General features: G+C 54.0%; 27 protein-coding genes. 5 read left to right on the forward strand and 22 right to left on the reverse strand.

Features of this window, described 5'->3' with window-relative positions; all coding sequences use genetic code 11:
• From JW937_10040 to JW937_10050, 3 genes are all read left to right on the forward strand, one after another.
• Positions 1-515, forward strand: a 515-nt coding sequence (locus JW937_10040) for a hypothetical protein (protein ID MBN1587749.1), incomplete at its 5' end; no start/stop codon positions are given.
• Positions 516-517: 2 nt separating this feature from the next.
• Entirely contained in the window at positions 518-835 is a 318-nt protein-coding gene (locus JW937_10045) for a hypothetical protein (GenBank protein MBN1587750.1), read from the forward strand.
• On the forward strand, positions 832-2,043 hold the full coding sequence (locus tag JW937_10050; protein ID MBN1587751.1) for an MFS transporter: 1,212 nt from the start codon (positions 832-834) through the stop codon (positions 2,041-2,043). Before JW937_10045 ends, JW937_10050 begins: the two co-directional genes overlap by 4 nt.
• Before the next feature lie 111 nt (positions 2,044-2,154).
• Here the strand turns inward: JW937_10050 and carB are convergent, their stop codons facing one another.
• The 12 genes from carB to JW937_10110 all read right to left on the reverse strand — a co-directional run bounded on the left by carB (position 2,155) and on the right by JW937_10110 (position 13,895).
• Positions 2,155-5,400 carry a carbamoyl-phosphate synthase large subunit gene (gene carB / locus JW937_10055; GenBank protein ID MBN1587752.1) on the reverse strand — a complete coding sequence of 1,082 codons (3,246 nt, stop codon included), beginning with the start codon at positions 5,398-5,400 and terminating at the stop codon, positions 2,155-2,157.
• Positions 5,384-6,505, reverse strand: a complete 1,122-nt coding sequence (gene carA / locus JW937_10060; GenBank protein MBN1587753.1) for a glutamine-hydrolyzing carbamoyl-phosphate synthase small subunit — start codon at positions 6,503-6,505, stop codon at positions 5,384-5,386. Before carA ends, carB begins: the two co-directional genes overlap by 17 nt.
• Positions 6,506-6,522: 17 nt before the next feature.
• Positions 6,523-6,993 carry a M23 family metallopeptidase gene (locus JW937_10065; protein MBN1587754.1) on the reverse strand — a complete coding sequence of 157 codons (471 nt, stop codon included), beginning with the start codon at positions 6,991-6,993 and terminating at the stop codon, positions 6,523-6,525.
• A gap of 44 nt (positions 6,994-7,037) precedes the next feature.
• A complete protein-coding gene (locus JW937_10070; protein MBN1587755.1) occupies positions 7,038-7,904 on the reverse strand; it encodes a lysophospholipase in 867 nt (288 codons plus the stop codon).
• Entirely contained in the window at positions 7,901-9,700 is a 1,800-nt protein-coding gene (locus JW937_10075; GenBank protein ID MBN1587756.1) for a long-chain fatty acid--CoA ligase, read from the reverse strand. The genes JW937_10070 and JW937_10075 overlap by 4 nt, the downstream gene beginning before the upstream one ends.
• Positions 9,697-10,254 (reverse strand): AAA family ATPase, encoded by a 558-nt coding sequence (locus JW937_10080; protein ID MBN1587757.1) that lies wholly within the window; start codon positions 10,252-10,254, stop codon positions 9,697-9,699. The genes JW937_10075 and JW937_10080 overlap by 4 nt, the downstream gene beginning before the upstream one ends.
• Positions 10,247-10,753, reverse strand: a complete 507-nt coding sequence (locus tag JW937_10085) for a PilZ domain-containing protein (GenBank protein MBN1587758.1) — start codon at positions 10,751-10,753, stop codon at positions 10,247-10,249. The genes JW937_10080 and JW937_10085 overlap by 8 nt, the downstream gene beginning before the upstream one ends.
• A gap of 27 nt (positions 10,754-10,780) precedes the next feature.
• Positions 10,781-11,671: a GTPase Era gene (gene era / locus JW937_10090; GenBank protein MBN1587759.1), complete on the reverse strand. Its 891-nt coding sequence runs from the start codon at positions 11,669-11,671 to the stop codon at positions 10,781-10,783.
• Complete coding sequence (locus JW937_10095; GenBank protein ID MBN1587760.1) at positions 11,668-12,237, reverse strand: PilZ domain-containing protein; 570 nt, start codon at positions 12,235-12,237, stop codon at positions 11,668-11,670. The genes era and JW937_10095 overlap by 4 nt, the downstream gene beginning before the upstream one ends.
• Positions 12,222-12,989, reverse strand: a complete 768-nt coding sequence (locus JW937_10100; protein MBN1587761.1) for an SAM-dependent chlorinase/fluorinase — start codon at positions 12,987-12,989, stop codon at positions 12,222-12,224. The genes JW937_10095 and JW937_10100 overlap by 16 nt, the downstream gene beginning before the upstream one ends.
• Before the next feature lie 68 nt (positions 12,990-13,057).
• Positions 13,058-13,417: a PilZ domain-containing protein gene (locus JW937_10105; GenBank protein ID MBN1587762.1), complete on the reverse strand. Its 360-nt coding sequence runs from the start codon at positions 13,415-13,417 to the stop codon at positions 13,058-13,060.
• A gap of 58 nt (positions 13,418-13,475) precedes the next feature.
• On the reverse strand, positions 13,476-13,895 hold the full coding sequence (locus JW937_10110) for a hypothetical protein (GenBank protein MBN1587763.1): 420 nt from the start codon (positions 13,893-13,895) through the stop codon (positions 13,476-13,478).
• A 193-nt stretch (positions 13,896-14,088) separates the two neighbouring features.
• Here JW937_10110 and JW937_10115 point away from each other — a divergent pair, with 193 nt between their 5' ends.
• Together JW937_10115 and JW937_10120 are read left to right on the forward strand one after the other, a co-directional pair.
• Complete coding sequence (locus JW937_10115; GenBank protein ID MBN1587764.1) at positions 14,089-14,910, forward strand: AAA family ATPase; 822 nt, start codon at positions 14,089-14,091, stop codon at positions 14,908-14,910.
• Positions 14,907-15,620 carry a hypothetical protein gene (locus JW937_10120; protein ID MBN1587765.1) on the forward strand — a complete coding sequence of 238 codons (714 nt, stop codon included), beginning with the start codon at positions 14,907-14,909 and terminating at the stop codon, positions 15,618-15,620. Before JW937_10115 ends, JW937_10120 begins: the two co-directional genes overlap by 4 nt.
• Here JW937_10120 and rnc read toward each other — a convergent pair.
• The 10 genes from rnc to JW937_10170 form a co-directional block, all read right to left on the reverse strand.
• Complete coding sequence (gene rnc / locus JW937_10125) at positions 15,574-16,410, reverse strand: ribonuclease III (GenBank protein MBN1587766.1); 837 nt, start codon at positions 16,408-16,410, stop codon at positions 15,574-15,576. The genes JW937_10120 and rnc overlap by 47 nt on opposite strands.
• Positions 16,407-17,531, reverse strand: coding sequence for a 3-dehydroquinate synthase (aroB, locus tag JW937_10130; protein ID MBN1587767.1), 1,125 nt, complete (start codon positions 17,529-17,531; stop codon positions 16,407-16,409). The genes rnc and aroB overlap by 4 nt, the downstream gene beginning before the upstream one ends.
• A gap of 3 nt (positions 17,532-17,534) precedes the next feature.
• A complete protein-coding gene (locus tag JW937_10135) occupies positions 17,535-18,143 on the reverse strand; it encodes a site-2 protease family protein (protein ID MBN1587768.1) in 609 nt (202 codons plus the stop codon).
• A 15-nt stretch (positions 18,144-18,158) separates the two neighbouring features.
• A complete protein-coding gene (locus JW937_10140; GenBank protein MBN1587769.1) occupies positions 18,159-18,632 on the reverse strand; it encodes an SH3 domain-containing protein in 474 nt (157 codons plus the stop codon).
• Between the two features lie 50 nt (positions 18,633-18,682).
• Positions 18,683-18,922, reverse strand: a complete 240-nt coding sequence (locus JW937_10145) for a small basic protein (GenBank protein ID MBN1587770.1) — start codon at positions 18,920-18,922, stop codon at positions 18,683-18,685.
• An 85-nt stretch (positions 18,923-19,007) separates the two neighbouring features.
• Complete coding sequence (locus JW937_10150) at positions 19,008-19,514, reverse strand: SPOR domain-containing protein (protein MBN1587771.1); 507 nt, start codon at positions 19,512-19,514, stop codon at positions 19,008-19,010.
• Positions 19,515-19,602: 88 nt separating this feature from the next.
• Entirely contained in the window at positions 19,603-20,523 is a 921-nt protein-coding gene (locus JW937_10155; GenBank protein ID MBN1587772.1) for a hypothetical protein, read from the reverse strand.
• 56 nt (positions 20,524-20,579) lie between these two features.
• Positions 20,580-21,755 (reverse strand): deoxyguanosinetriphosphate triphosphohydrolase, encoded by a 1,176-nt coding sequence (locus tag JW937_10160; protein MBN1587773.1) that lies wholly within the window; start codon positions 21,753-21,755, stop codon positions 20,580-20,582.
• On the reverse strand, positions 21,745-23,406 hold the full coding sequence (locus JW937_10165) for an AAA family ATPase (protein ID MBN1587774.1): 1,662 nt from the start codon (positions 23,404-23,406) through the stop codon (positions 21,745-21,747). The genes JW937_10160 and JW937_10165 overlap by 11 nt, the downstream gene beginning before the upstream one ends.
• 16 nt (positions 23,407-23,422) lie before the next feature.
• Positions 23,423-24,115 (reverse strand): peptidoglycan DD-metalloendopeptidase family protein, encoded by a 693-nt coding sequence (locus JW937_10170; protein ID MBN1587775.1) that lies wholly within the window; start codon positions 24,113-24,115, stop codon positions 23,423-23,425.
• Positions 24,116-24,117: the final 2 nt, after the last annotated feature.

Below are 24,117 nucleotides of genomic sequence, written 5' to 3' on the forward strand. Positions count from 1 at the left end.
AGGGAGAGCTGCATTTTAATATCCCTGAACATCAGGATGAACGCATCGGATTTGGGATGGCCAAGGTCAAAGGAGGCTTGCCTGTTTATTTCGGAGCACAGGCGGGTTCAGATCCAGGGTCCGCTCCTTTTATCCGGATTTCCAGCCTGGATTGGAGGGGCGTGCGCTTTGAAGATATCCGGATCACAGGGCAGCTAAGCGGCCGGGAACTGAATATTTCGCGATTGGCCGGCCGCGTGCAAGGCGCTTCAGTGGAAGCCCGACTCAGACTGTGGGCCGAACCCCAGGGCATGGCGCACCAAGGCCATGTGGAGTGGAAACCGATGCAGTCCGAGTTGGCTCAGCGTGTTTCTCCGCTCAGTTTTGTGGGGGTTGCCGGCCGGGTGAGCGGGGAGGCCGATTGGACAGGCCAGGGAGCGCAGTTTTCCGATCTGGAAGTCCGGGTGGAGTCCGCTGAAGAATCAGGAGGCCATTGGGTCTTCCGTCAAAGAGCTGCAAAGCAAACAGGGGAGTGATCATGTCAGCAAAGGCCAATATCCGCAAGTGGTGCGAATTGGATTGGCAGCAGATTTGGAACGAGCTCCTTGTGGTGGGCCAGCTTTCCGGTAGCTGTGGAAAATGCCGGGCCTTGGGCGTGGAACTCACAGCGCATCGGTGTCCGGAGTGCGGCACAGGTTTTAAGTATGCAGCGATCCGTTTAGAGGGAGGAAGACCGGGTGATTACTATGCAGCCGTGAAGCGCTTGCGCCAGAATCGGCCCGAACTCACTTTGCTGGAGCTGGCAGATCTGGAGAATGCGCGCGGCCAAGCAAAATCCCGGGAGATCTTTGGTTGAAGAAGACAGCCGCGGTCTTTTCCTGGTCGCTCTACGATTTTGCCAACAGTATTTTTGCCATCAATATTATTTCCTACCACTTTGCCCTTTGGGTCACCGTGGAAAAGGGCGGTTCTGATCTGCTTTACAGCTCAGCCATTACAATTTCGATTATTGTCTCCGGCTTTCTAATGCCCGGATTAGGGGCCTGGTCCGACCGTTTGCGCAAACGCATACCTTTTTTGGCGGTGATGACCTGCCTGTGCGTCGCATTTACGGCAGCCATGGGTTATGTCAGCAGCCTGATGCTGGGACTGGCATTCTTTTGTGTGGCCAACGTGGCTTTCCAGACTGCAGGAGTTTTTTACAATGCCCTTTTGCCCGAGATCAGCGATGCAAAAAACAGGGGGAAAATTTCAGGATATGGAGTGGGACTGGGCTATGTCGGAACCATTATCGGAGTGATCGTCGCCAAACCCTTCCTCAATGCCGGCGGGCATCAGGCGACTTTTGTGCCCACGGCCGTGCTGTTTCTGGTGGGAGCCTTGCCCTGTCTCCTATTCATCAAAGAGCCTGGGACAGGGGAGTCGCAGCTCAGACTGAGTTATACCCTCAAGGATTTTAAAAATGCCTTGGCACGGATAAAGGGAGTGCCTGGGGGTGTGGTGCTGCTCTGGTGTGCCTTTTTGGCATTTAACGCAGTCAGCGCTATCAACGTTTTCATGTCGGTTTATGCTCAAAAGATTATAGGACTCAAGCCCGACGAAATGCATTGGTTCATAATCCTTTCAACGGTATTTGCAATCCTCAGCGCCCTGGCTTTCGGACAAATAACGGATAAGAGGGGATCCCACTTTGCGATGCGGCTGACGCTGGCATTTTGGGCATTAACCATGGTCCTGGCCGCCACCAGCTTCAGTCCCGGGGTATTGTGGGTTGTCGGCCCCCTTGCAGGCACCTGCTTCGGGGCCATTTGGGTGTGTTCGAGAACCCTGATCATCGAGATGTTCCCCGAGGAGGTCATAGGGGAGGTTTTCGGCATTTTCGGCCTTGTAGGGCGGATTTCGGCCATTGTGGGGCCCATGGTGTGGGCCCTGACCACCTTGGTGTTTAGCCGGATAAATGCCCCGGAAATGGGCTACCGCATTGCTGTAATGACCTTGGTAGGGTATATGTGTGTGGCCGCAGTCTTGTTCAGGAAGATCCCGGATAGTCGTGTGAAAGCCTAAGAAGAGGCATGCCGGTAAACCGGTGCTGAGGCCAATTACTGTGTCCTATAATACATATTATGTTAACTACAGGGTAAAACGGCCAAAAATCAGGGGACTCTGTCTTCTAGCCTATTTTGCGTTGCTTAGGTTTTCTGAGTGGTATTCCTGGATGGAGCAAACAGGGATTCCCCCGCTGCTTTGGCTCAAGTACTCCAAGGCCTCCACACTGGCATCTGCGGCATTGAGCGTGGTGACCAGCGGGACGCCGTGAAAGACAGCCGTGCTGCGGATTTTGGTTTCATCCTTCTTGGTTTGTTTTCCCGACGGTGTGTTGATCACCAGGTGAATTTCCCCTGCCTTAATGGCGTCCACGACATTGGGGTGGCCTTCATAGAGTTTATTGATTTGGGTGACTTTAAGCCCCCTCTTGTCATTGAGGTACTGGGCAGTCCCCTTTGTGGCTGCGAGATTAAATCCGAGGTCTGTGAGGCGTTTGGCCAGCGGTAATAAGGCTGCTTTGTCTGAATCGGTTACGCTGAGAAAAACAGTGCCGGTTTTGGGCAGGATCTGGCCTGCCGCAAACTGCGATTTGGCAAAGGCCATGCCGAAATTGTGGTCAATGCCCATGACTTCTCCGGTACTGCGCATTTCCGGCCCGAGGACTGCGTCCACACCCGGAAACCGGACAAAGGGGAATACGGATTCCTTGACTGCATAGTGTTTGGGTGAAATCTCCCCTGCTTTGAGGTCCTTGAGTTTTGCGCCGAGCATGACCTTGGTTGCGATTTTAGCCCAGGGAATGCCTGTGGTCTTGCTCACAAAGGGAACAGTCCGGCTTGCGCGCGGATTGACTTCGAGGATGTAGACTTGGTTTTGCTTGACGGCGAACTGGATATTCATGAGGCCGATTACGCCGAGTTCCAGAGCGAGGAGCCTGGTTTGGCGTTTCAGCTCTTTGATGACTGAATCCGTCAAGCTATGGGGCGGCAGAACCATGGCAGCGTCCCCGGAGTGGGTTCCGGCGTGTTCTATGTGCTCCAGGATTCCTGCGACGCAGACGGTTTCGCCGTCGGAGACAGCGTCTACATCCACCTCGATCGCCTGTTCGAGGAATTTGTCGATCAAGATTGGGTGTTTGCCGGAGACCTTGAGTGCGGTTTTTGCAAAAGTCTGGAGATCTTCGTCGTCATAGACAATTTCCATGGCGCGTCCACCGAGCACATAGGATGGGCGGATGAGTACGGGATAGCCGATTTGTGTTGCAATCTCCTGGGCTTGTTTGAGGGAAGTGGCGGTGGCGCTCTCGGGCTGGCGGAGTTTAAGCTTGGTGATGAGTTGGTGAAAGCGCTCCCGGTCCTCTGCGCGGTCAATGGCATCGGAAGGGGTCCCCAAGATGGGCACGCCGGCCTCTTGCAGGGCCACAGCGAGCTTGAGGGGAGTCTGGCCGCCCAGCTGTACGATGACTCCCCTGGGCTTCTCCTTTTCCACGACGTTGAGGACTTCCTCCAGAGTAATAGGCTCAAAATACAGCCGGTCCGAAGTGTCGTAGTCCGTGCTGACGGTTTCGGGATTGGAGTTGTACATGATGCTCGTGAGTCCGAGCTCGCGTACGGCAAAGCTCGCATGCACACAGCAATAATCAAATTCGATCCCCTGCCCGATGCGGTTGGGGCCTGCACCGAGTATCAGGACACTTTTTCCCTCGGACGCGGCCTGCAGCTCGTCCTCAGGATCGTAGTTGGAGTAGAAATAGGGGGTGTAGGCCTCGAATTCCGCAGCACAGGTATCCACAAGCTTGAAGCTGGGCGCCACCTTCTGTTTGAGGCGTTCTTTTCGAATTTCCAGTTCTGATTTACCGTACCAGCGGGCAATCTCCGGATCCGAGAATCCCTCGGACTTGATCTTGCGCCAAGTCCTTTCGTCCCATTGTTCCCCTGCCTGGGCGCTCTTGCGCCAGCGCAATTCTTGTTCACAAATGATAGCCAATTGATCCAGAAACCAGGGGTCGATGGCGGTTTCAGCAAAGATTTGTTCGGTAGTCCATCCCGACTGAAAGGCCATCATAATCTGATGGAGGCGCTGGGCATTGGGCTTCCGCAGACCTGCGAGCATTTCGCTTTCGTTAAAGGTCATATTGCGTGGATCCGATAGACCGTCTCCCCCGATCTCTAAGGAACGCACGGCCTTTTGCAGAGACTCGCGGAAAGTGCGTCCAATGGCCATGACTTCGCCCACAGATTTCATCTGGGTAGTGAGTTCGGAATCCGCTTCCGGGAATTTCTCAAAGGCCCAGCGGGGTATCTTGACCACGCAGTAATCAATGGTGGGTTCAAAGGCGGCCGGGGTCTGGCGGGTAATGTCATTGGGCAGTTCGTCCAGGGTATATCCCACGGCCAACTTGGCTGCAATTTTGGCAATGGGAAATCCCGTGGCTTTCGAAGCCAACGCCGAGCTGCGGGAGACCCGCGGGTTCATTTCAATGACGACCAGGCGTCCGTCCTGGGGATTGACGGCAAATTGGATATTCGACCCGCCGGTTTCCACACCGATTTCACGGATCACCTTGATCGCCGCATCGCGCATTTCTTGGTAGCACCGATCGGTGAGCGTCTGGGCAGGCGCTACGGTAATGCTGTCGCCTGTGTGTACGCCCATCGGGTCAAAGTTCTCAATGGAGCAGATAATGACCACGTTGTCGGCCAGATCGCGCATCACCTCGAGCTCGAATTCCTTCCAGCCTTTCACGGATTCCTCGAGCAGTACCTGGGAAATAGGGCTGTATTCCAGGCCCTTCAAAATCTTGGCTTCGAACTCTTCCTCGGAGTTGGCAATGCTGCCCCCCACGCCGCCCAAAGTAAAAGCAGGCCGGATAATGACCGGACATCCTCCGAGCTCAGCCAGGATTTTTTTGGCAGATTCCAGATCGCGCACAATTCCGGAGCGGGGGACTTCCAAATGGATATTCGCCATGGCCTCCTTGAACAGCTCGCGATCCTCTGCTTTCTTAATGACCTCCACATTGGCCCCGATGAGTTCAACCCCATATTTTTTGAGGACGCCCTTATCGGCCAGTTCCACGGTCGCATTCAGGGCTGTTTGTCCTCCCAGCGTCGGAAGAAGCGCATCGGGCCGCTCCCTTTCAATGATGGATTCGAGGGCCTCAGCCACAATAGGCTCAATATAGGTTCTGTGCGCAAACTCCGGGTCGGTCATGATCGTTGCAGGGTTGGAGTTGACGAGCACCACTTCATAGCCTTCTTCAGCCAGGGCTTTGCAGGCTTGAGTACCGGAGTAATCGAACTCGCAAGCCTGGCCGATCACGATGGGGCCGGATCCAATGAGGAGAATCTTGTGGATGTCAGTTCTTTTTGGCATGCTTTTTCACAAGGTCAAGGAATTCATCAAATAGGTATCGGGAGTCGTGGGGTCCTGCGGCTGCCTCGGGGTGATACTGAACTGAGACAATCGGAAGTTCCTTGTGCCGGATCCCCTCCACGGTCTTGTCATAGAGGCTGATATGGGAGACATCAATGTCTTTGGCCTTGTCAAAGGATTCGGGATCTACGCAGAAGCCGTGATTTTGGCTGGTAATCTCCACCCTGCGTGTGGATAGGTCCATTACCGGATGATTGATTCCCCTGTGCCCGAATTTGAGCTTGTAAGTCTTTGCTCCCAGAGCCAGACCCAAAATCTGATGGCCCAGGCAGATTCCCATAAGGGGCCAGCGTCCAAAAAGCTGTTGGGTCAGTTCGATCCCCGGCGTAACCGCGGCAGGATCCCCGGGGCCATTGGAAAGAAGAACACCATCGGGATTCAGCTTTTGAATATCGGAAAGACTGCTTGTGCCGGGCAGTACATGCACTTCGCAACCCCGGCTGTGCAGCGAGCGGAGAATGTTCCACTTCACTCCAAAGTCAATAACGGCGATCTTTAGGGGACTCTTTGACGGAGTCCCCTGCCGGGTGCTGAAATTCCAGGCTTCCCCGCAGCTGACTTCACTTGCCAGGTTGGCGCCCACCATTGAGGGCACTGCGCGGGCTTGGGCCACCAAGGCCTCTGCCCCCTCCTCCTCTGTCCCGATTACTCCGCGAAGGGAGCCGTGAATACGCAAGCGGCGGGTCAGGGATCGCGTATCAATCCCCTGCAGGAGGGGCACGCCGGCCTCGTTGAGAAACTCCTCCAGGCTGCGCTCCGCCCGCCAATTGCTGGGCCTCGGGGAGAGCTGGCGGACCACAAAGCCTGCCAGCCAGATTCCAGCGGATTCGCTGTCTTCCGCAACCACGCCGTAATTGCCGATTAACGGGTAGGTTAGGGCGACGATTTGGCCGCGATAGGATGGGTCCGTCAATACCTCCTGGTAGCCTACCATGGAGGTGTTGAACACGACTTCTCCCGAGGTTTGAGCCTTCGGAAACTGAGAAAAACCCCGAAAGACGCTTCCGTCTTCCAGGGCAAGTAGGGTGGGGAATTCTTTATACATCAATGCATTGTACCAAATCATTCATAGGCTTCCAATCCCTGTAGGATCCCTTTCTCAGGATTGAGGATACGTTCATTCAGGCGGACCTCGAAATGCAAGTGCGGGATCATTTGGGGGTGGCTGGCGTTCCCTGTGTTCCCTACCGTTCCGATCAGGTCCCCCTGGTGCACCCAGGCAATCTCGGGCAGGCTGAGGCTGTCTAAATGAGCATAACGGGTCCAATATCCATCCATGTGATGGATCTCGACGTATTTCCCGTATCCGTCCTCTTTGACGATGGATCGGGCCCACCCGCTGCGTCCGGCAATCACCGGACTGCCCATAGGCGCGGCCAGATCCACCCCCAGGTGCTTGCGCCTCCCGCCGGAACGCCGCGCTAAGAAGTGGCCGCTTCCCCGGGAGTCCGAGCGGATTTGAAGCTTTCCGCCGATGAGTTCTCCTGTGGGCAGAACAAAGCGGGCTTCAGTTGCGGCAACACCGTAAGACAATCCGGTATACAAGCTCCGCGGGAACACCAGTGTAAAGAGAAGGGCTAGGAGGAGGATTCGCCATCCCCGGCGACCTTGGGGGCGCCGACGCGGTCGGAGATCCATCGTGATACAAGCTCGTAGACCTGGGAGCGTTCTGTCTCGTTCAATACTTCGTGATAACACCCTGGACACAACTCCATATGCTTGTCCGTACTGGACACAGATTCAAAATACGCATTTACCCAATCCACACGCACCACCGGATCCTCTGATCCCTGCAAAAGGAGCAGGGGCGTGAAGAGTTCGGTTCCCCGTCCGGCGTGCGCCTCCCCTGTCTGGATCAGATTTCGATAAAGACCCAGGCTGATCTTGTGAACTGCTAAGGGATCCTCCCTGTGCCGGGCAATAATCTCCGGGTCGTGGGTGCCCATAGAAGGATCTGTCCCGGTCTTGAACTTCAGACCAGGATGGATTGCCTGCCCTGCTTTGTCGAGCAGGAGTTTTTGGACTTTGGAGGGCTGGTGCGCAATGCCGAAGGCCGGGGCTGAGAGAATTAAACCGTCCACATTGAGCCTGAAATCCAGAATCAAATCCAGAGCAATGAGGGTTCCCATGCTGTGTCCCAGTAAAAACTGGGGCAGTTCATTGTTCCGGTTGGCTTCTATGATTGCCAGGCCGTCCCGGGCATAGGCAGAAAAGTCATCTACATGCCCGCGGCTTCCTTGGGACTCCCCAAAACCCTGATGGTCCCAGGAAAAGACCTCGCACCCGGCACCGGTCATATGCCCGGCGAATTCGTCATAACGGCCGCTATGCTCTCCGAATCCGTGGGAAATCCAAAGTTGTGCCGCGGGACTGGATTCTACGCTCCATTTCCGTAACCTCAGTTCGAGGCCGTGCTCTGTCTTCCAAGTTTCGGATAGGCTCATTGTCTGTTTTTGCGCGCCCGCTCATAGGCGGACTTGATTAGGTCCGCGTATTTTTCCGCAATGACCTGGCGTTTAAGTTTCAATGTAGGAGTTAACTCCCCGAATTCCCTGCCCCAATCGTGATCGAGGAATTCAAATTCCTTCACTTGTTCATAACTGGATAAGCCCGGCGCTAGTGCCTCCAAATGTTTATAGATTAGTTGACGAATGCGGTCATCCCGGACCAATGCCGCACGGTCTTCTGTGCTGATGTTGTTTTGGAGAGCATAGGATTCAAGCCGGGTCCAATCCGGGACCAGGAGTGCTACCAGAAAGTTATTCCAGTCTCCGTAGACCATGGCTTCTGCCACAAAGGGGGACTCCTTGAGCAAGGCTTCTATTTTTTGGGGAGCCACGTTCTTCCCGCCGCTGGTCACGATCAAATCTTTCTTCCGGTCGGTGATTACGAGAAAACCGTCCTCATCCATGAGCCCGATATCTCCGGTATGAAACCAGCCGTCAACGATAGCGGCCTCGGTCTTCTCTTGATTCCGGAAATAACCTTGCATGACATGAGGACCTCGAGTCAGGATTTCGCCCTCTTCGCTAATCCGTACCTCGACACCGGGCAATAGCGGCCCGACAGTTTCCAATTTGCGCTTATCCATACGATTCACGGCGATCACGGGGGAGGTTTCGGTCAAGCCGTAGCCCTCCAGGATGACTACTCCGGCAGAGGCAAAAAAACGGGCCACTGCGGCGGGCAGCGGGGCTCCTCCGGAGACAAAGAAATGAAGCCGGCCCCCGAGCCGGGCCTTGAGCTTTCTGAATACAAGCACTTCAGCAATTGCATAAATCAGGCGCAGTTTCAAGTTAGGGATCTTCCGTGCGAGTTGAACCTGAGCCATCTTCCATCCCACGCCCTTAGCCCAGAGAAAAAGGCGGCGTCTCAAAGGTGCGGCTTCCTCGATAGCGGCCTCGATACGCGCCTGGAGTTTTTCAAAAAAACGCGGGACTGAGAGCACAACTGTGGGACGCACTTCGAGCATGTTTTCGCCCACAGTGTCCAAAGACTCCGCAAAGCCAATTGTACAGCCCAAATAGAGAGGCAAATAGTAGTCTGCCATACGTTCAAACACATGGCTCAGCGGCAGCATGGATAAGGTGACATCAGCGTCTGAAATAGGAAGAATCTGGGCACAAGCCTCGGCGTTGGAAAGGAAATTCTTGTGTGAAAGCATCACCCCTTTGCGCTTACCGGTAGTGCCGGAGGTGTAAATGAGCGTTGCAGTCTCCTCATTGGAGGCTCCGGAAATGAGTTGATTGAGCCTTTCCTCCGGGGTTGTGCGAGGCTGGTTTAACCATGCGGGGTAAGCTCGGACTCCTTCAGGCAAGGATTCGGGTGGGTCCAGGACAAACAGATGACGCAGTGAAGGAACGCTTTGGGGCAGCTCCAAAACCTTGTCAAGTTGCTCCGGTGTGGAGGCCAAAATGCCTACAGCCTCACAGTCTTTGAGGATTTTGGCGATCTCCGCGGCGGTGTCCGAGGTATAGATTGGGACGCTTAGCGCACGACAGGACATGATCGCGAGATCCCAGAAAATCCACTCCGGGCGGTTTTCGGAAATAATGGCCCACCGGTCTTCTGGTTGAAGCCCCAGATCCAGAAGTCCGAGCGCAAGGGACCGGACCTCCTTAGCGGATCGCTCCCAGCTGAAATCCACGTAGCTGCCGGAGCGTTTGGCTCTGTACGCGATACAATGGGCGCGTTTTTGTGCCTGGGAGAAAAAGAGTTGAGGGATCGTGCAAGAAATCACGTGCCGTACCAGTCGGAAAGTGCGGAGTCCACCTGCTTATACAATAAACTCAAATCCCCCGCGTTCGTCCACTCCTGCAAGACCATTTTTCTGCAGGCATGAAGTTGCAAGGCATTGGGATCTCTGGAGGACTCAAGCGCCTCTTGGGCCAGAAACTCGCCTAAAGTAGATGCGTTTTCCATACGGCCTCGCTCCATGGCGCGCTCAAATCTCAACTCGGCCGGGGCGTCGACAAGAAAAAAGCGGAATTCTGTATTCCGCTCAAGCACCCGTGCTTCTTCCGGATTCCGGATGCTGTCCACGATGCTTTTGTCCCGGAGGCTCGGCAGTATCCGTTCGGACAAGACGCCCGGACCTTCTGCCTTTCTTAGAGCATTGCCGTATTCGCGCATATTTTCCCGGCTTTCCGGGTGGCCGTTGCGCTTTAATTCATCGCGAATCGAATCAGAAAGGGAGAAGTAGTGAAAGCCTTTTCTTACCAAATATCTCGCGACTTCCCCTTTCCCTGAAGCATTAGTACCGGTTAATCCCACCACTCGAATTGCTTCACCCACCTGTTGATTCCTGGTCTGGGCTTTTCTCGTTTGCCGGGGTTCCCAGGGCCGCCTCAATATGCTTGCGCTTGTTTTCGTCCACGTCGAGGAAATCCACGCCTACATAGAAGAGACGCTGCCCGGTTGCAGTCCGGCCGGCGGTTTTACGCCAGCGTACCCGGCCTTTCACGGCAAGGGGATTCCCGTCGGGCGGGAGATGAATCGTGAGCACCAAATCCGTCAAGACTTCAAATTTTTCCGGGAGTATGAGTCCTGCACCGTAGGTGCTGATGTCTTCGGACAAGGCCTGTTCCACCACCTGCTCTTCCAATGGAAGTTTGTGGTAAGTGATATACAGGTCCGTGCCCACACGCAGGGCACGACGGCGCTCAGGACCTGTCCACATGTGCGAGACCCGGCCCCAGTTTTCAGTACGGCGCGCTTCTCGAGCCTCTTCCTGGGTCAAAAACACCCAAGTGAGCGCCAAGAGGGCGATTCCGCCAAAGATGATGAAATACATGGCTCCCCTGCCGAGCCCGAACGCTGCCTATGAGTAACCCATCCGCCTCAAGGCGCTCGGATTCTTCCGCCAATTCTCCAAGACCTTAACCCACAACTGCAAGAATACCTTATTTCCTAGCAAGGCTTCAATATCCCGCCTTGCCTCTGTGCCCACGCGCTTCAGAACTCTTCCATCCTTGCCGATCAGGATGCCTTTTTGGGAGTCGCGTTCCACATGGATGAGCGCTTGGATTTCGAGAAGCTCCTCAGCCTGATTCCATCCCTCGATTTCTACTGCCACCGAGTGCGGCACTTCTTCATGCGTGCAGGCAAGCACCTTTTCTCGGATTATTTCCGTGACCCGGAATTGCGGAGACTGGTCCGTTACTTGGTCCGGTCCATACAGTGCCGGGGACTCGGGTAATGCAGAGGTGATTACTTTGAGCAGGGATTCGAAGTCCTTGTCCTTAATTGCCGAGATGGGAAAGATGTGTTCAAAGTAACCGAGGTTTGAATACCTCTCGATCAAGGGAAGGAGCGCAGGTTTTGAAACCTTATCAACTTTATTGAGCAAAAGAATTTTTTTTTGGGATAGACGGGTGAGTTCAGGAGCCAAAACGGGCTCTGTGTCACGCAGCTCTTTGGTGGTGTCCAGCATGTAAAGAATAAGATCAGCACCACTCGCTTCCTGATTGGCCCGCTGAATCAAGGCTTTTCCGAGCAAATGCTTTGGGGTGTGGAGCCCCGGTGTGTCTACAAAGACAATTTGACCCTCGGGGCGATTGAGGATACCGAGGATTCGCGAACGGGTGGTCTGGGGTTTGGATGAGACAATGGCGATTTTTTCTCCCACCAATCGGTTCAGGAGTGTGGACTTTCCGGAGTTAGTGGGTCCGATCAATGCCACAAAACCGGAGTGAAGGGGTTCCCCTGTCAAAGGTTTCGAACCTCCCAAACCTCCTTATTGATGATGTGGGCTACGTCGTCAATTTCCCGTACGGCGTTTTCAATCGTCTTGCGGAAGCGTTCGGCTCTGGGATGCTTTTCCTCGATCTCCAAAAGTCTCCCCGCCATTTCCTTCAGGACAAGGTACATTTCGGTGAGTTCTTTTGCATCGTAATAGTTGCTGATCTTGTGATTGACATAGGACGATATGGCTCTCCGGGCGGTTTCATCCAATTCCACAAACTCGACGCCCATCCCAGGGTAATAGAAGGGGTGTTTATGGGGATCCGCAATCCAGGCCACCTTCCCTTTGACTTTGTATTCTTTTTCGTCCTCCATCATGATTTCAAGATCCAATTCTGATCCGACAGGTTCCACATCCTCGGACCGCAGGAAGAAACCGTTCTCATCCAGATTCTGGGTGTTCACAATAAAACCCTCGGCTGGGAGGTCCACAGTACTCCCCCGGCGGATCCAGCGAACGGCGATCGTAATGGCCAGTCTCTGAGAGCGTCTGCGTTTCTGTTGGTCCTTATCAAAATCTATTTTTTCGTCCATGGCGGTGTGTGCGTGATCCTGATCGGAGTGCCGATCTTTAAACTGAGTTTCTGTGCCCCGTGCCCGTCTCGCACCGCGATTTCCAAGAGACTGACACTGCCGATAAGTGCTAGGGGGGTCCCTGTATTCACGGATGAGTAACTTGCCAGGATTCCATGCAGCTTTCTGCGAGCCACCTGGATACTGAGATTCTTCCACTCCTCTTGCGGCCAAAGGCTCAGGAGGGTCTTTGTGTGGATATTGCTTACGGCATTCCCGAAGTGATCGATATATTCGATGGCTCCTTCGATTTCCGTTTTTCCCCGGAATTTTGCTTGGGGTAGCTTGAGCTTGCGGAGGGACTGCGCCGGAGTTCCGACATGGCTCAATGCGGTTCCTTTACAAATTTTGGCCGCAACAGGTGCCAGAATATCGCGCCCGTGAAAGGTATCGCTGATTTCGGTGAGGGAAAGTTTGCTGGGCCGGATTTCATACGCTTCTTCAAACGTTTCTTCTGCCAGCAAATGAGTCATGATCCCGTTATCCGGCCCCAGATACACATGGTCTTTGTAAAGAACGGCAAGGAGACGCCGCAGTGTGCCGACTCCGGGATCTACCACACCTACGTGAATAGTGCCTGAAGGGAAACAAGAGTGAACACTGGACCAGAGAAAGGAAGCACGCCGGACATCTCCCCTCTGCAGTTCGTGGGATATATCAACCAACTGAGCCCGGGGATGAATGCCTAGGATAATGCCCTTCATTGAAGGCACATAGGCGTCTTTTGCTCCAAAATCTGTTAAGAGTGTAATCAGACCACAAGGTTTAAAAACTCCCAAGCCTAGTACCCCTGCTGTTGCTGGTGGGTGTCGACATACTCCCGCAAGAGCTTGGAGTCCGACTCCTTCATATCACTGAAAAAGATGGCAATGTGCCAAGAACCCGGTTCTGCGGTTTGCACGCGCACAACCACCCCCTCGCACTTGATCCATTTCCTGGATGCCTTATCGCCGCTTCCAAAGGGCAACTCGATGGCGATCCGGTATTTGGTCATTAGGGTAAGTTCTTGATTGACCACACAGAGTACGCCGGAGCGGCTGATATTGACGCTGGTCGCAAAGATATCCGCTCCCCCGTTTACCAGCTTGAGTTCGAGCTGGCTTTCAATTCGCGGATATCTTCTGCGTTCCGAGGAATCCATCTTCCTTTCCTTTCCGACACACGGGTGTCAAACAGTCAAAAGAGTTACGGGAGAATGCTTAATTCGGTATGGAGAGGTCAAGATAAGGGCCTTCTGCGTTGAGAGTGACGCCCCGCCATTTAAAGGCTTCTGTGAAAGAGAAGACATCCTTGAAATCGTCAATATTGTCGTCTTCTGTTTTTCCCAGCAATCCAACCTCGACCAGCCGGAATACGATGCTTCCAAAATCTTCCGTGTTCCTGATGTTCCAATGTTTAAAAACCGTGGGCGCCATCGGACCATAGTGATCCATACCCATATCGCGAATGCCTTCGAGTAATTCTTTGCCGGTGATGTGCCGGGCCTCAGGGAGTCTGTCCACAACAAAGTGAAGGGCTTCCAAGACAAACCCATATGCGTCTACGGCATAAGCAGGATTCCTGTGGAGAACTTTCTCCAGTTTTGAAGCGAGTTTGTTCCGATTGATTGAATGACTCATGCTTTAGATTCTGCTTTCTGCCGGACGTGCGCGGGGTTTTCCTAATTCCCTGCAATCAATAGGATTATAGTTTAGGCCTTGGAGAAGTGTCAAGCGCGGTGCTGAGCGCGTGCTTGGGGCCGCAGTTTACACGGCTCAGAGCTCCATGTTAGGATTGCGGTAAAGTATTATTTCATGGCCATAAGGGGTGCTGATGTATTTGGAGTACTATGGGTTGCGTGAGTGGCCCTTTAACGTGACCTCGGATCCCAGCTTTCTCTACCTGAGCCGGAAGCACCAAGAGGCCTTTTCACACCTTCTCTTCGGCATTCAGCAGCGCAAGGGTTTCCTGGAAATTACCGGGGAGATCGGTACGGGCAAGACCACGGTTTGCCGGGCCCTGCTGCAGCAGCTGGATTCCAGCACAAAGACGGCGTTCATCCTGAACCCCACCTATTCGGCTTCCGAGTTGCTCCATGCGATTGCGGTTGACTTTGGGGCGCTCAAGACCCAAGGGAAGGGTTCAGCCAGCATCCAAGACACTCTGAATGAGTTCTTGTTGGATCAGCTTGCTCTTGGCAATAACGTGGTGCTGATCATTGACGAGGCTCAGGACTTGAAACCCGCAGTCTTGGAGCAGATCCGCTTGCTCTCGAATCTGGAAACGGATAAGGAGAAGTTGATTCAGATTGTGCTTGTGGGGCAGCCTGAACTACGGGATAAGCTGGCATCCGCCCAGCTGCGGCAGTTGCGGCAGAGGATTGCAGTCCGTTACCACATCTTGCCATTAGATCCGGATGAAGTCACCGAATACGTGGAACATCGCTTGAATGTGGCAGGATCCAACGGAGAAATTCAGTTCACTCCGGAGGGTTTGGGTGCGGTTTATAACTACTCCCGGGGTATTCCCAGGTTGATCAATATGGTCTGTGACAAGGCTTTGCTTGCCGGCTATGTTGACGAGACTTGGACTTTGGACCGGCCCTTGATTGTGCGCTGCATCCAGGAGCTGGAGGAGGGTGTGGCTGTCGCATGAGTATCATCCATGAGGCTCTCAGAAAGGCTCAAGAGCGATCTCAAAAGGGTATTCTGGCTCGGCCGTATTCCAAAGAGAAGCCCCCCAAACCTGTGGCTCCCAAAGCTCCTGCGAGGAATCAACCCAGCAACTTTCCTCCGGAGCCGGAACCCTCAACCGGTGAATTGAATGCTACGCCGGAGCTTGAAAAGATTCGTTCCGCAGAGCAGCCCCGGCAAAGCACGGCCACATGGCTTTTTCTCATGGGTTTGGGGCTGGTCCTTATTCTGGGCTCGGTGGAATACGCGGTGTTGCGTCTGCAGAAAGATCCGGGCCTTGGGAATACCGCAGGCGGTAGTGAGGTTTCTCCTGTCCCTGCCTTTGCTCCTAAGGCTCCAGTGGCCGATCCTCTTCCAATGTCTCCCCATCCTGCGCCTGCGGTCGATTCTAAGGAGCTCGCCAAGGCGGAACAGTCCTTGGAGCGTATCCAGGAGTTGCAACTTTCTCTGATCAAAGACACTGCGCTACCGGCCCCTGCCCCGGCCGCTCCGGTGTTTCCCCCTTGCAAGGTGCGCGGGATTGCGGATATCAACGGCGCGCAGATGGCCATACTCAATGATGAGGTTGTCTTTGAAGGCGATGTGGTGGACGGGATCCGAGTGGAGTCCATCCGGAGCCAGGCAGTTACTCTCGAATTTGAGGGGCTTCGGAGAGTGGTGAGGATTCGCTAGCCGCTTCTGTCTGTTTGGCGGGCGCGGCCTTTTTGCGTTCTTCGATTAGCGGTTGCAGGATTTTCCCTCGCACCGACACACCCAAAAGTTTGAGCGCTTTTTTGGCCGCAGATTGTTCTGCGGCTTTCTTGCTAAGACCGGAGCCCTTGCCATAGGTTCGGTTGCCCACGGAAACGCTGACAATAAAACGTTTGCGGTGCTGGGGGCCGGACTCTGAGAGTACGCCGTACTTAGGTGTAATCTTGAAACGGCGCAGGGCGTATTCCTGCAACAAGGATTTGAAGTCTTGCCTCCCCTCTCCTTTTTCAATGGAACGCAAGGCATCCCTAAAAACTCTTTGGACAAAGGCGACGGCTGCCTCAATCCCGGAATCCAGATACACAGCACCCAGCAGGGATTCCACAGCTCTGGCGGATGCCGAAAGCTTGCCCTGGCGGCGGGTCAGTCCTTTTCCCACCTTGAGGTGTTTGGCGATCTCGAGCTTTTCGGCACATTGGGCCAGAGTGCTTTTGGAGACGATCTGTGCGCGCAGCTTGGTCAAGTCGCCTTCGTGCGCCAGGGGATATTTCTGATAGAGGGTGTGACTGACCACGGTCTCGAGCACGGCATCCCCCAAGAATTCCAGGCGTTCGTTATCCTTGAGGTGCAGGTCCAGGTGTTCATTGGCATAAGACTTGTGGGTCATTGCCTCTTCGAGCAAGCCAGGGTCCGTCCACAGGTGGCCAAAAGCCTTGTGGTGGGCCGGGACCGGGACTGAGGTGTCTGTGTGTGTTCGAGTTGTCTCGTTCACGAACTTCTCCTTTGGCGCGTTGAGGTACAGGCCCAGTCCAGAGTCGCTTTGATTTTGGACGGAGAAGGATTGGGTATGATTGTACAATGCCCGATGCGTTCTGGCAGTACAAAGCGCATTTTGTCGCCTTGGCGCTTTTTGTCATGGCTTTGTGCTGTAAAAAGCTTTGCCGGGGAGAGTCCATGGATGCGTGTGGGTAATCCCAGGGTGGTGAGCAGGGCCTCTACGCGCTCCAGAGTCGACCGGGCCCCGAGTCCGAGGGAATGGGCCAAGTGACTGGCGCAGACCAAACCCAGGCCCACTGCGGTCCCGTGATCGTATGCCTGAGAATAAGCTGAGACATTTTCGATGGCGTGGGCAAAGGTGTGTCCTAAGTTGAGAAGGGTACGGAACCCGCTCTGTTCCCGTTCGTCTTCCTCCACCACAGCGGCCTTCATTCCTGCGCACGTGCCTATAATTTTCTTGAGAACGCCTTGATCACGTTGCAGGGCCTTCTTGCCGTGTTGTTCCAAATAGGTGAAAAAATCTTCGCTGAACAGAAGGGCATACTTGATGACCTCGGCCATACCGGATCGCAGCTGACTCAAGGGCAAGGAATTTAAGGAACTGACATCTGCCGCGACCAACCGAGGCTGGTAAATGGCTCCCACAAGGTTTTTTCCCTGAGGCAAATCCAGACCGGTCTTGCCCCCGATGCTCGAATCCACTTGAGCCAGTAGCGTGGTGGGCAGCTGCACCCAAGGGATCCCTCTTCGGTAGCTTGCGGCGGCAAACCCGCCCAAGTCTCCGACAACGCCTCCTCCGAGAGCGGCCAAACAAACATCCCCTCCTCCCGAAAATTGCACGAGCTTGCCCAAGAGCTTCAGGTAGTGCTCCGGAGATTTGCTCTTTTCTCCGTTGGGAACCAGATGCAGGCCTGAGAGATGCGGGTAATTCTTGAGGGCGCGCTGGAGTCTGGGGCCAAGATGCTTCCAGACGGGTCTTTGGCTTACGATAAGCAAGGGGGCATTAAGTCCCGCACGCTCCAAATGAGAGGGCAGGGCGTCCAGGACTCCCCTGCCGATAACAATATCGTAGGGGTTAGTGCTCAGGTTTAGACGAATGCGTTGAGGTCGGTCCATCAATTAAGCGGCTCCAAGAAGACCGGCAAGTCTTCCTACGATTGGTAAGACGGTCTTTTCCAGTAATCCAGCATAAATCAAAGCGAGAAGGATAAGAAAGCCAAAGGGCTCCAACTTCAAGTAACGAAGTCCCCACTTCGGAGGCAACAGACCCAGCACAAACCTGGAGCCGTCCAGGGGCGGTATGGGCATGAGATTGAATACAGCAAGCAAGAGATTAATCCAAAGACCCAGGTATCCGATCAGGATACCCGTTTTGAAATGCAATCCCACAGAAAGATGAAACAATGCCGCAAAGAGGACTGCGAGCAGGATATTAGCAAGTGGGCCTGCCATGCCTACCAAGACCATGTCCCGCTTGGGCTGCCGCAGCGCTCCAAAATTGACCGGCACGGGTTTTGCCCATCCCACCGGAGGCAAGTGCGCAAGAATCAGTAGTCCCGGCACAATGACTGTTCCCATCAAATCCAGATGAGCCAGGGGGTTAAGGGTGAGGCGTCCAGCCGCTTTGGCCGTGGTGTCTCCGAGCCGGAGTGCCACCCAGCCGTGGGAAACTTCGTGCAAGACAACCGCGAGCAACAGCAGGGCCAAACTCAGAACCACGTTGAGCATGAGTGGCCTCCGGCGCTAATGAGCAGGATTTTCCCCAGAAGAGCTGTGCCCGGGAAAGCTAAGATACTCCTCGTAGATCCATCCACTGCAGTGCGCAAGCGGTTCGATCTCATACCAGTCTCCGGTCTTTTTTCGTATTACAAGCTCTTGGCCGGACTGAGCCTGTCCTACGATAGGAGCATTCACAGTGGCCCCGGCGCGGATATTGACTCGATCTCCTGAAATAAAACTCACGGATCCGATACGTCCGACATAGCGCATATGCACGTAAACAGAAACGGAACTCGGGAGCGCAATGCGAACCCAACTCCCCTCTCTGTCCAAGACATTAACCTGCACACCTTCAGATAGCTTGCCCAGAACTTCGTAACTCGTATGTGCTCCGGCGCGGATGTTCACTCTTTCGCCGCTGACCACCGCCACAACCGGAGGCGCGCTCTGGTCTTGCAGGGCGGCTCCAACGCCACCCGGCCCTGAAAAGAGTAGCACAAACGCCAGAAGTCCTCCTGCGAGGGACGGACGAAGCACTGCCGAAGCTCCTAGGTTTTGGACTTATCTGTGGAGGCACTGCCCTCAGCGCCTTCTTCACCCGTGGGCGGTCCGGCCTTCTTCTTTGTAACCTTTATTTTGATCATTTTGACCTTAGGTAAAGCGTAGATGGAGCGTCCTTCAGTCCATTCGTCCTTTTCTTGCATTTTTTCGATGCGTTCAAAGCGCTTCAGGACACTTCGACCTAGCCGAGCTCCCTTGCTTGCTTTCAGACTGGAATGTTGTCCCATTCCTTTCCTCCTATACCTTAGTTCTCAACTGTAACAGAAGAGACCCGGCGGTCTCTCCTGCCTACGTTTGTTTCAAATTCTGTGATTAAAGCTTTCTAACGAAGCAGTCGGAGTGGCGGGATCGCAGTTGCTGAACAACCTTAGTGGCTTGTGCCTTTGTTTCAAATCCGACGACAATTATCTGGTAATAATCTCCATTGGGGTGCACTTGAGCCCCTTCATGCCCTTGACTCTTCAAAAACTCCACTTCTCGTTCAGCAGCGCTTAAGTGTTTGTAGGTAGCTACCTGGACGCCGAAATTACCGGTAATCGCGGGCGCCTCAACCCTTTCTTCGCTGGGTTTGGCTGAAGCATTTTGCTGATCCTGGCCAATTGACTGAGACTCCGCCTTATCCGTATTGGCCTGAGGTATCGACTCCACAATGAATTCTGTGACCACGGCGCTACCTGTGCTCATGCTGTCTAAACTGCGGCCGCGGTGCACTCCCAGACTAAAAGTGGCCAATAGGACCATTGTGGCGACAAGGGCCGCAATCACAATTTGGTCATAACTGACCGTGAGGTTGATGCTCTTGGAGCGCACGAGAGCCATCTTTTTCCTTGGCCGTTTATGGGTATCGGAGACTGTCTCCGGAAACAATTCTATCTGCTCGTCTTGTTGTATCTTGGACATAAAACGACTACTTGGGTTGAATGGATGGCGCTATGGGTGGGGTTGCGGCTTCCGTGACTTGGCCAGCACCAATGCCCTTTTCCCCCGGTAGATCCTTAGCAGTATCCGTCATGAAGGTGTTTTCGATCTTTCTTCCCACAGCTTGTTCTGCTTCCGATGCCTCTGGCTTTTCCTCCGCGACAATATCAAACTCAAAATCAAAATCGTAGGAAACGCCCGGCTCATCCTTGACGTTGAACTTGCTCTTGAAACCCGGGAGAACGACTCGGACTTTGCGTGCCTCTACGTGTGCCTTGAGAAAGGCGATGAGGCCGTCATAAATAATCCCATCATGCACATAACCGCCGGTAAATTGAACTTGTCTAAGCAGCACAGTTTTTTTCCGCTGGCCCTGGGAAGCAAGAGAGCCGGCCAGGTTTGCACCGCTGCCGTAGATTCCGCCGGCGGCAGAGGCCGTGGTCTTGACAAAAGCGTAGGCCCCTCCGGAGGACTTAGCTTCCACAAGACCGTTGATTGCGTCAGGATCCATAGTGAGATACTGACTACTCATATCATCGATCATAACAAAATACCTGGGGTCAACCGAGATCTTTCCTCCGGAATTATTGGTGATCGTCAGATAAAAGACCACCACATCCGGCGGATAGGGGTTATCCCCGGCATTTTTTCCAAAGAGCTTTTCGTTCGCAAAAATTCGTTCCAGCGAGGGACCGTCCAAGTGCTTGAGAGTGACCTTGATCCCGCCTTGGTTGCTGACGTGGGAATCGGGGCGAAGAGACATCGTTAAGCGATATCCTGCATCCTCTCCGAAAAGGTCCATTTGACCGCGGGTCCGGCTCCTTTCGTGGGCCGCTTTTCCTTGAGCCATACAACCCACGGCAGTCAGCACCACACACAGAATGGAGATACCCAACCACAATCTTCGCATAGCTCAATTATACCATGCACTTAGGACAGGTCAACTTGGGCCCTGATCTTTCTAAGCTAGACCCTTGTATAGGGATCGAACAATTTTTGATGTTCTGTGAGGGCATAGCGGTCTGTCATCCCGGCAATATAGTCGCAAATAGCCCTTTCCGTGCCCTGTTCTTCCATGCGGCGGCGGGTGGTTGGGGGCAGTTGCTCAGGCTTTTCCAGGTAAACCTGGAAAAGATCCCGGATAAAGCGCTGGGCCTTGTTTGCCATACGGATCACACGGTAATGGCGGTACATGCGGTCCAGAAGCAGGCGGCGGAGCGGTTTTCTGATCTCTGTCATACTGGGGCTAAAGGATACCACCCGTTGAGGCCAACGCCGCGCTTCATCGGGTGTCTTTATCTTAAACTCTGCCAGGCGCTTTGCAGACTCATGCAGAAGATCGGTAATTTGCCGGTTGATGAGGTATCTCACAATTTGATACTTGCGGCGCGAGGCATCCATTTCTCCGAACTCATGGGCGACATGGTTGTGGGCCTCGCGCCACAGGTCCAGCTCCAGTAGATCCTCTTCCCGGAGGAGCCCGGAAGTCAGGCCGTCATCTAAATCGTGGTTGTCATAGGCGATTTCGTCCGCCACATCCACGACTTGGGTCTCGAGGCTGGGCTGGGGGAAGGAATCCCCGGATTTCCCGGGCCGTATTAGAGGGCATCTGCCCTTGTTAATCCCCTCACGGACTTCCCAGCTGAGATTAAGACCCGGGTATTGGGGGGAACGCTCTTCCAGGAGCTCAACCACCCGGAGTCCCTGCAAATTGTGATCAAAACCTCCGCAGTCCTTCATGAGGGCCCTCAGGGCATCTTCTCCGGCGTGGCCAAAAGGCGGATGCCCTAAGTCGTGGGCCAGGGAAATGGCCTCGGTCAGATCTTCATTAAGGCCCAAGGCCCGTGCAACACTCCGGGCGATGCCGGCCTCCTCCAGACTGTGAGTCAATCTTGTCCGGTAATAATCCCCTTCGATATTGACGAAGACCTGAGTCTTGTATTCCAGACGTCTGAAGGCGCTGGAATGAACGATCCGGTCCCTGTCGCGCTGGTAGGCAGTGCGGTAAGGGTGTTCCTCCTCCGTGTGCACGCGACCTGCGGAGTCCATGCTTCTCATGCCGTAGGACGCCAGATTTTCGGATTCTCTCTGCTCTTGATCAATGCGTGTCTGAATCTTGACCGGGATTTGTTCAGTGGGCATTGCCGTTCTCCGATCCGTTCTTCCTCATGATTTTGGGCTTTCCATAGGTTTCCAGCAGTTGGTTGATCTGATCGAGATCCCAGGCCCAGATATGAAGTTCTTTTGCGATCAGTCTGGAAGTATTGTCAATCTTATTTGAAGTGGCGATGATGCGGCGGTGGATTTTTTGACGGGACTCTTGGCACCACCGGGAAAAGGCCCAGACATCCCTATCGCTGGGTTCTTTTTCCAGAAACAGGCAAACCCAGTTGGCCAGGGGGCTTTGGGCTCGGATGATCCGGCCCAAACCTTCCACATGGGTGCTTCGGACCTCCTGGAACCGTTGGAGCCGGCGCGAGCGGCAGTCTACTTCAACGACTTCGTTACCAAAGCTCTCAAAGAGATTGATGATTTGTTCGGTTTGATTTTCTGGAAGCTCCGCGCCAAAGGTCTCGATTGCCTCCGCAGCCCGCTGACGAAAAGCTGTTGCTGCAGCCACTAAGGAATGTGGAAAAAGCATTTCTCTGCACCGATAGGCTGTGTCCAGCCAGAGAGCGAAGACTCCGTCTGTCAAGGAATAGAGTGTGCTGCGGCGCAGGACCAAATCTGCGTCCTGCAGCCGGGCGAGCTCGGAAGTGACGGATTTGCGGCTTAGGCCTATAGTCTTAGCCACATGGTCGGAGCGCTGGGGGCCTTCGCTTAGGGCCAGGAGAACGGCTGCGGCGCGTCTCTTCCGGGACGTCTGGGCTACACATTCGAGCATTAAGGTAAAGTGCTGGTTGAGCACGCCCGTGGGTTGGAAGAGAAGCTGAAAGAGGGCCTCCACCACATACTCTCGAGTCACCTCCTCCCAAGGTTCCGGGGCATTGAGGGCGGCCAGTTTTTGCCCAAGGATATCCAAGTAGTACGGATGTCCGCCGCTTACCTCACTCAGGTATTCCTTGACCAAAGGAGAAATCCGCGTTGATCCAACGCGTTGCTCGAGAAAGTGACAACTGTCCTCGGCCCCCAGTGCAGCCATTTCCAGGATTTCGAAATTTCCGAAAAGCAGGGTGAGTTTTTCCGCTAACAAATGTTTTGCGCGTTGAACATGGGAGCTTGTCAAGAGAAACATGGTGTGTTTCTGGATCATGATATGGCTGCTCAGAACCGAAAAGGCATTCCGGATACCCAGACTTTCAAGATTATGAAATTCCTCCAATACGAATACACAGGGTTTTTGTGTGACCTCCCTCAAAGAGGATGTCAGGCTCAAGAACTCGGTAAAGATCTCTGAGGAAGCCTTAACCCGAGTGCTCTTTGCCAAGAGTCTTTTGACTGAGAGCGCCAAGGAAGGCGTGAGTTCATCGGCAATGCGCAAGAGGCTGTCCAGGCTGCGATCCGGGCTAGGCACGTGATCTTTCACTGCCTGATGGAGCAAAGTGGCTGTCCATCGTCGCGCCAACTGCCGGAAATCTTCGCCGTGCACCAGCTCCAAATAGACGGGAATGCACCCTGCTTCGGACGCGTGCGCCAGACAGGAGCGTACAAGAGACGTTTTCCCCATACCCCGAAGGCCTAATAGAGCAATGTTCTGGCGGTATCCTTCGGAAAGGCCTTGGATTCTCTTGCTGAGAATCTCGCTCTCTTTCCGGAAAACAATGTGCTGTGAATCCGTATCAGACTGAAACATGGTTATGCCTTAGAGCTTACGGCAGGTAGTGCAAGGGATTTTGGGGCACGTGCTTCTTGCGAATCTCAAAGTGCAAGGTGGGCTCTGTTGCCCTGCCTGTGCTGCCTACCTGTGCAATGACCTGATTCTGCTCCACCCAATCCCCCACGTTGACAAGAATGTCGTCAACGTGTCCGTAGACTGTGCTGTATCCTTCTGCGTGTTCTACAATCAATAATTTTCCAAGACCGCGGACTTGATCGCTTGCGAATTGGACCTGGCCGCTGCGGCTGGCGCGAATTCCTGTTCCTTCCGCTGCTTTGATATCAATTCCTTTGCGCGCCACCTGACCTTCTGTATTTCCGTAATAACCCACCACTATTCCGCGCAGAGGCCAAGAAAAGGTTTCATCCTTGGGCCCGGTAATGGGTGACTTGGCGGTCTTGGCAGTGCGGGGTGCGGTCTTTTGAGGCTTTTGGGCCCCGAGGATGAGCAGGCGCTGCCCCTGCTCTATGCGCGCGGCGTCGGGAATTCGGTTTGCATCGACTAAGTCTTCGACCTCAATGTTGTAAGTCTTTGCAATACTCCAAAGGGTTTGTCCCTGTTCAACAGTGTGGTAAATGCCTGAGGGATGAGTGGGAGGCACTTGCGGAATTTGCGTGACGGATGGTGCGGAAGCACATCCCAAAACGAAGAATCCCAGTATGCAGAAGACAGGATATCGGGTCATTG

This window comes from Candidatus Omnitrophota bacterium, assembly GCA_016929445.1.
GTDB lineage: Bacteria > Omnitrophota > Gorgyraeia > JAFGIU01 > JAFGIU01 > JAFGIU01.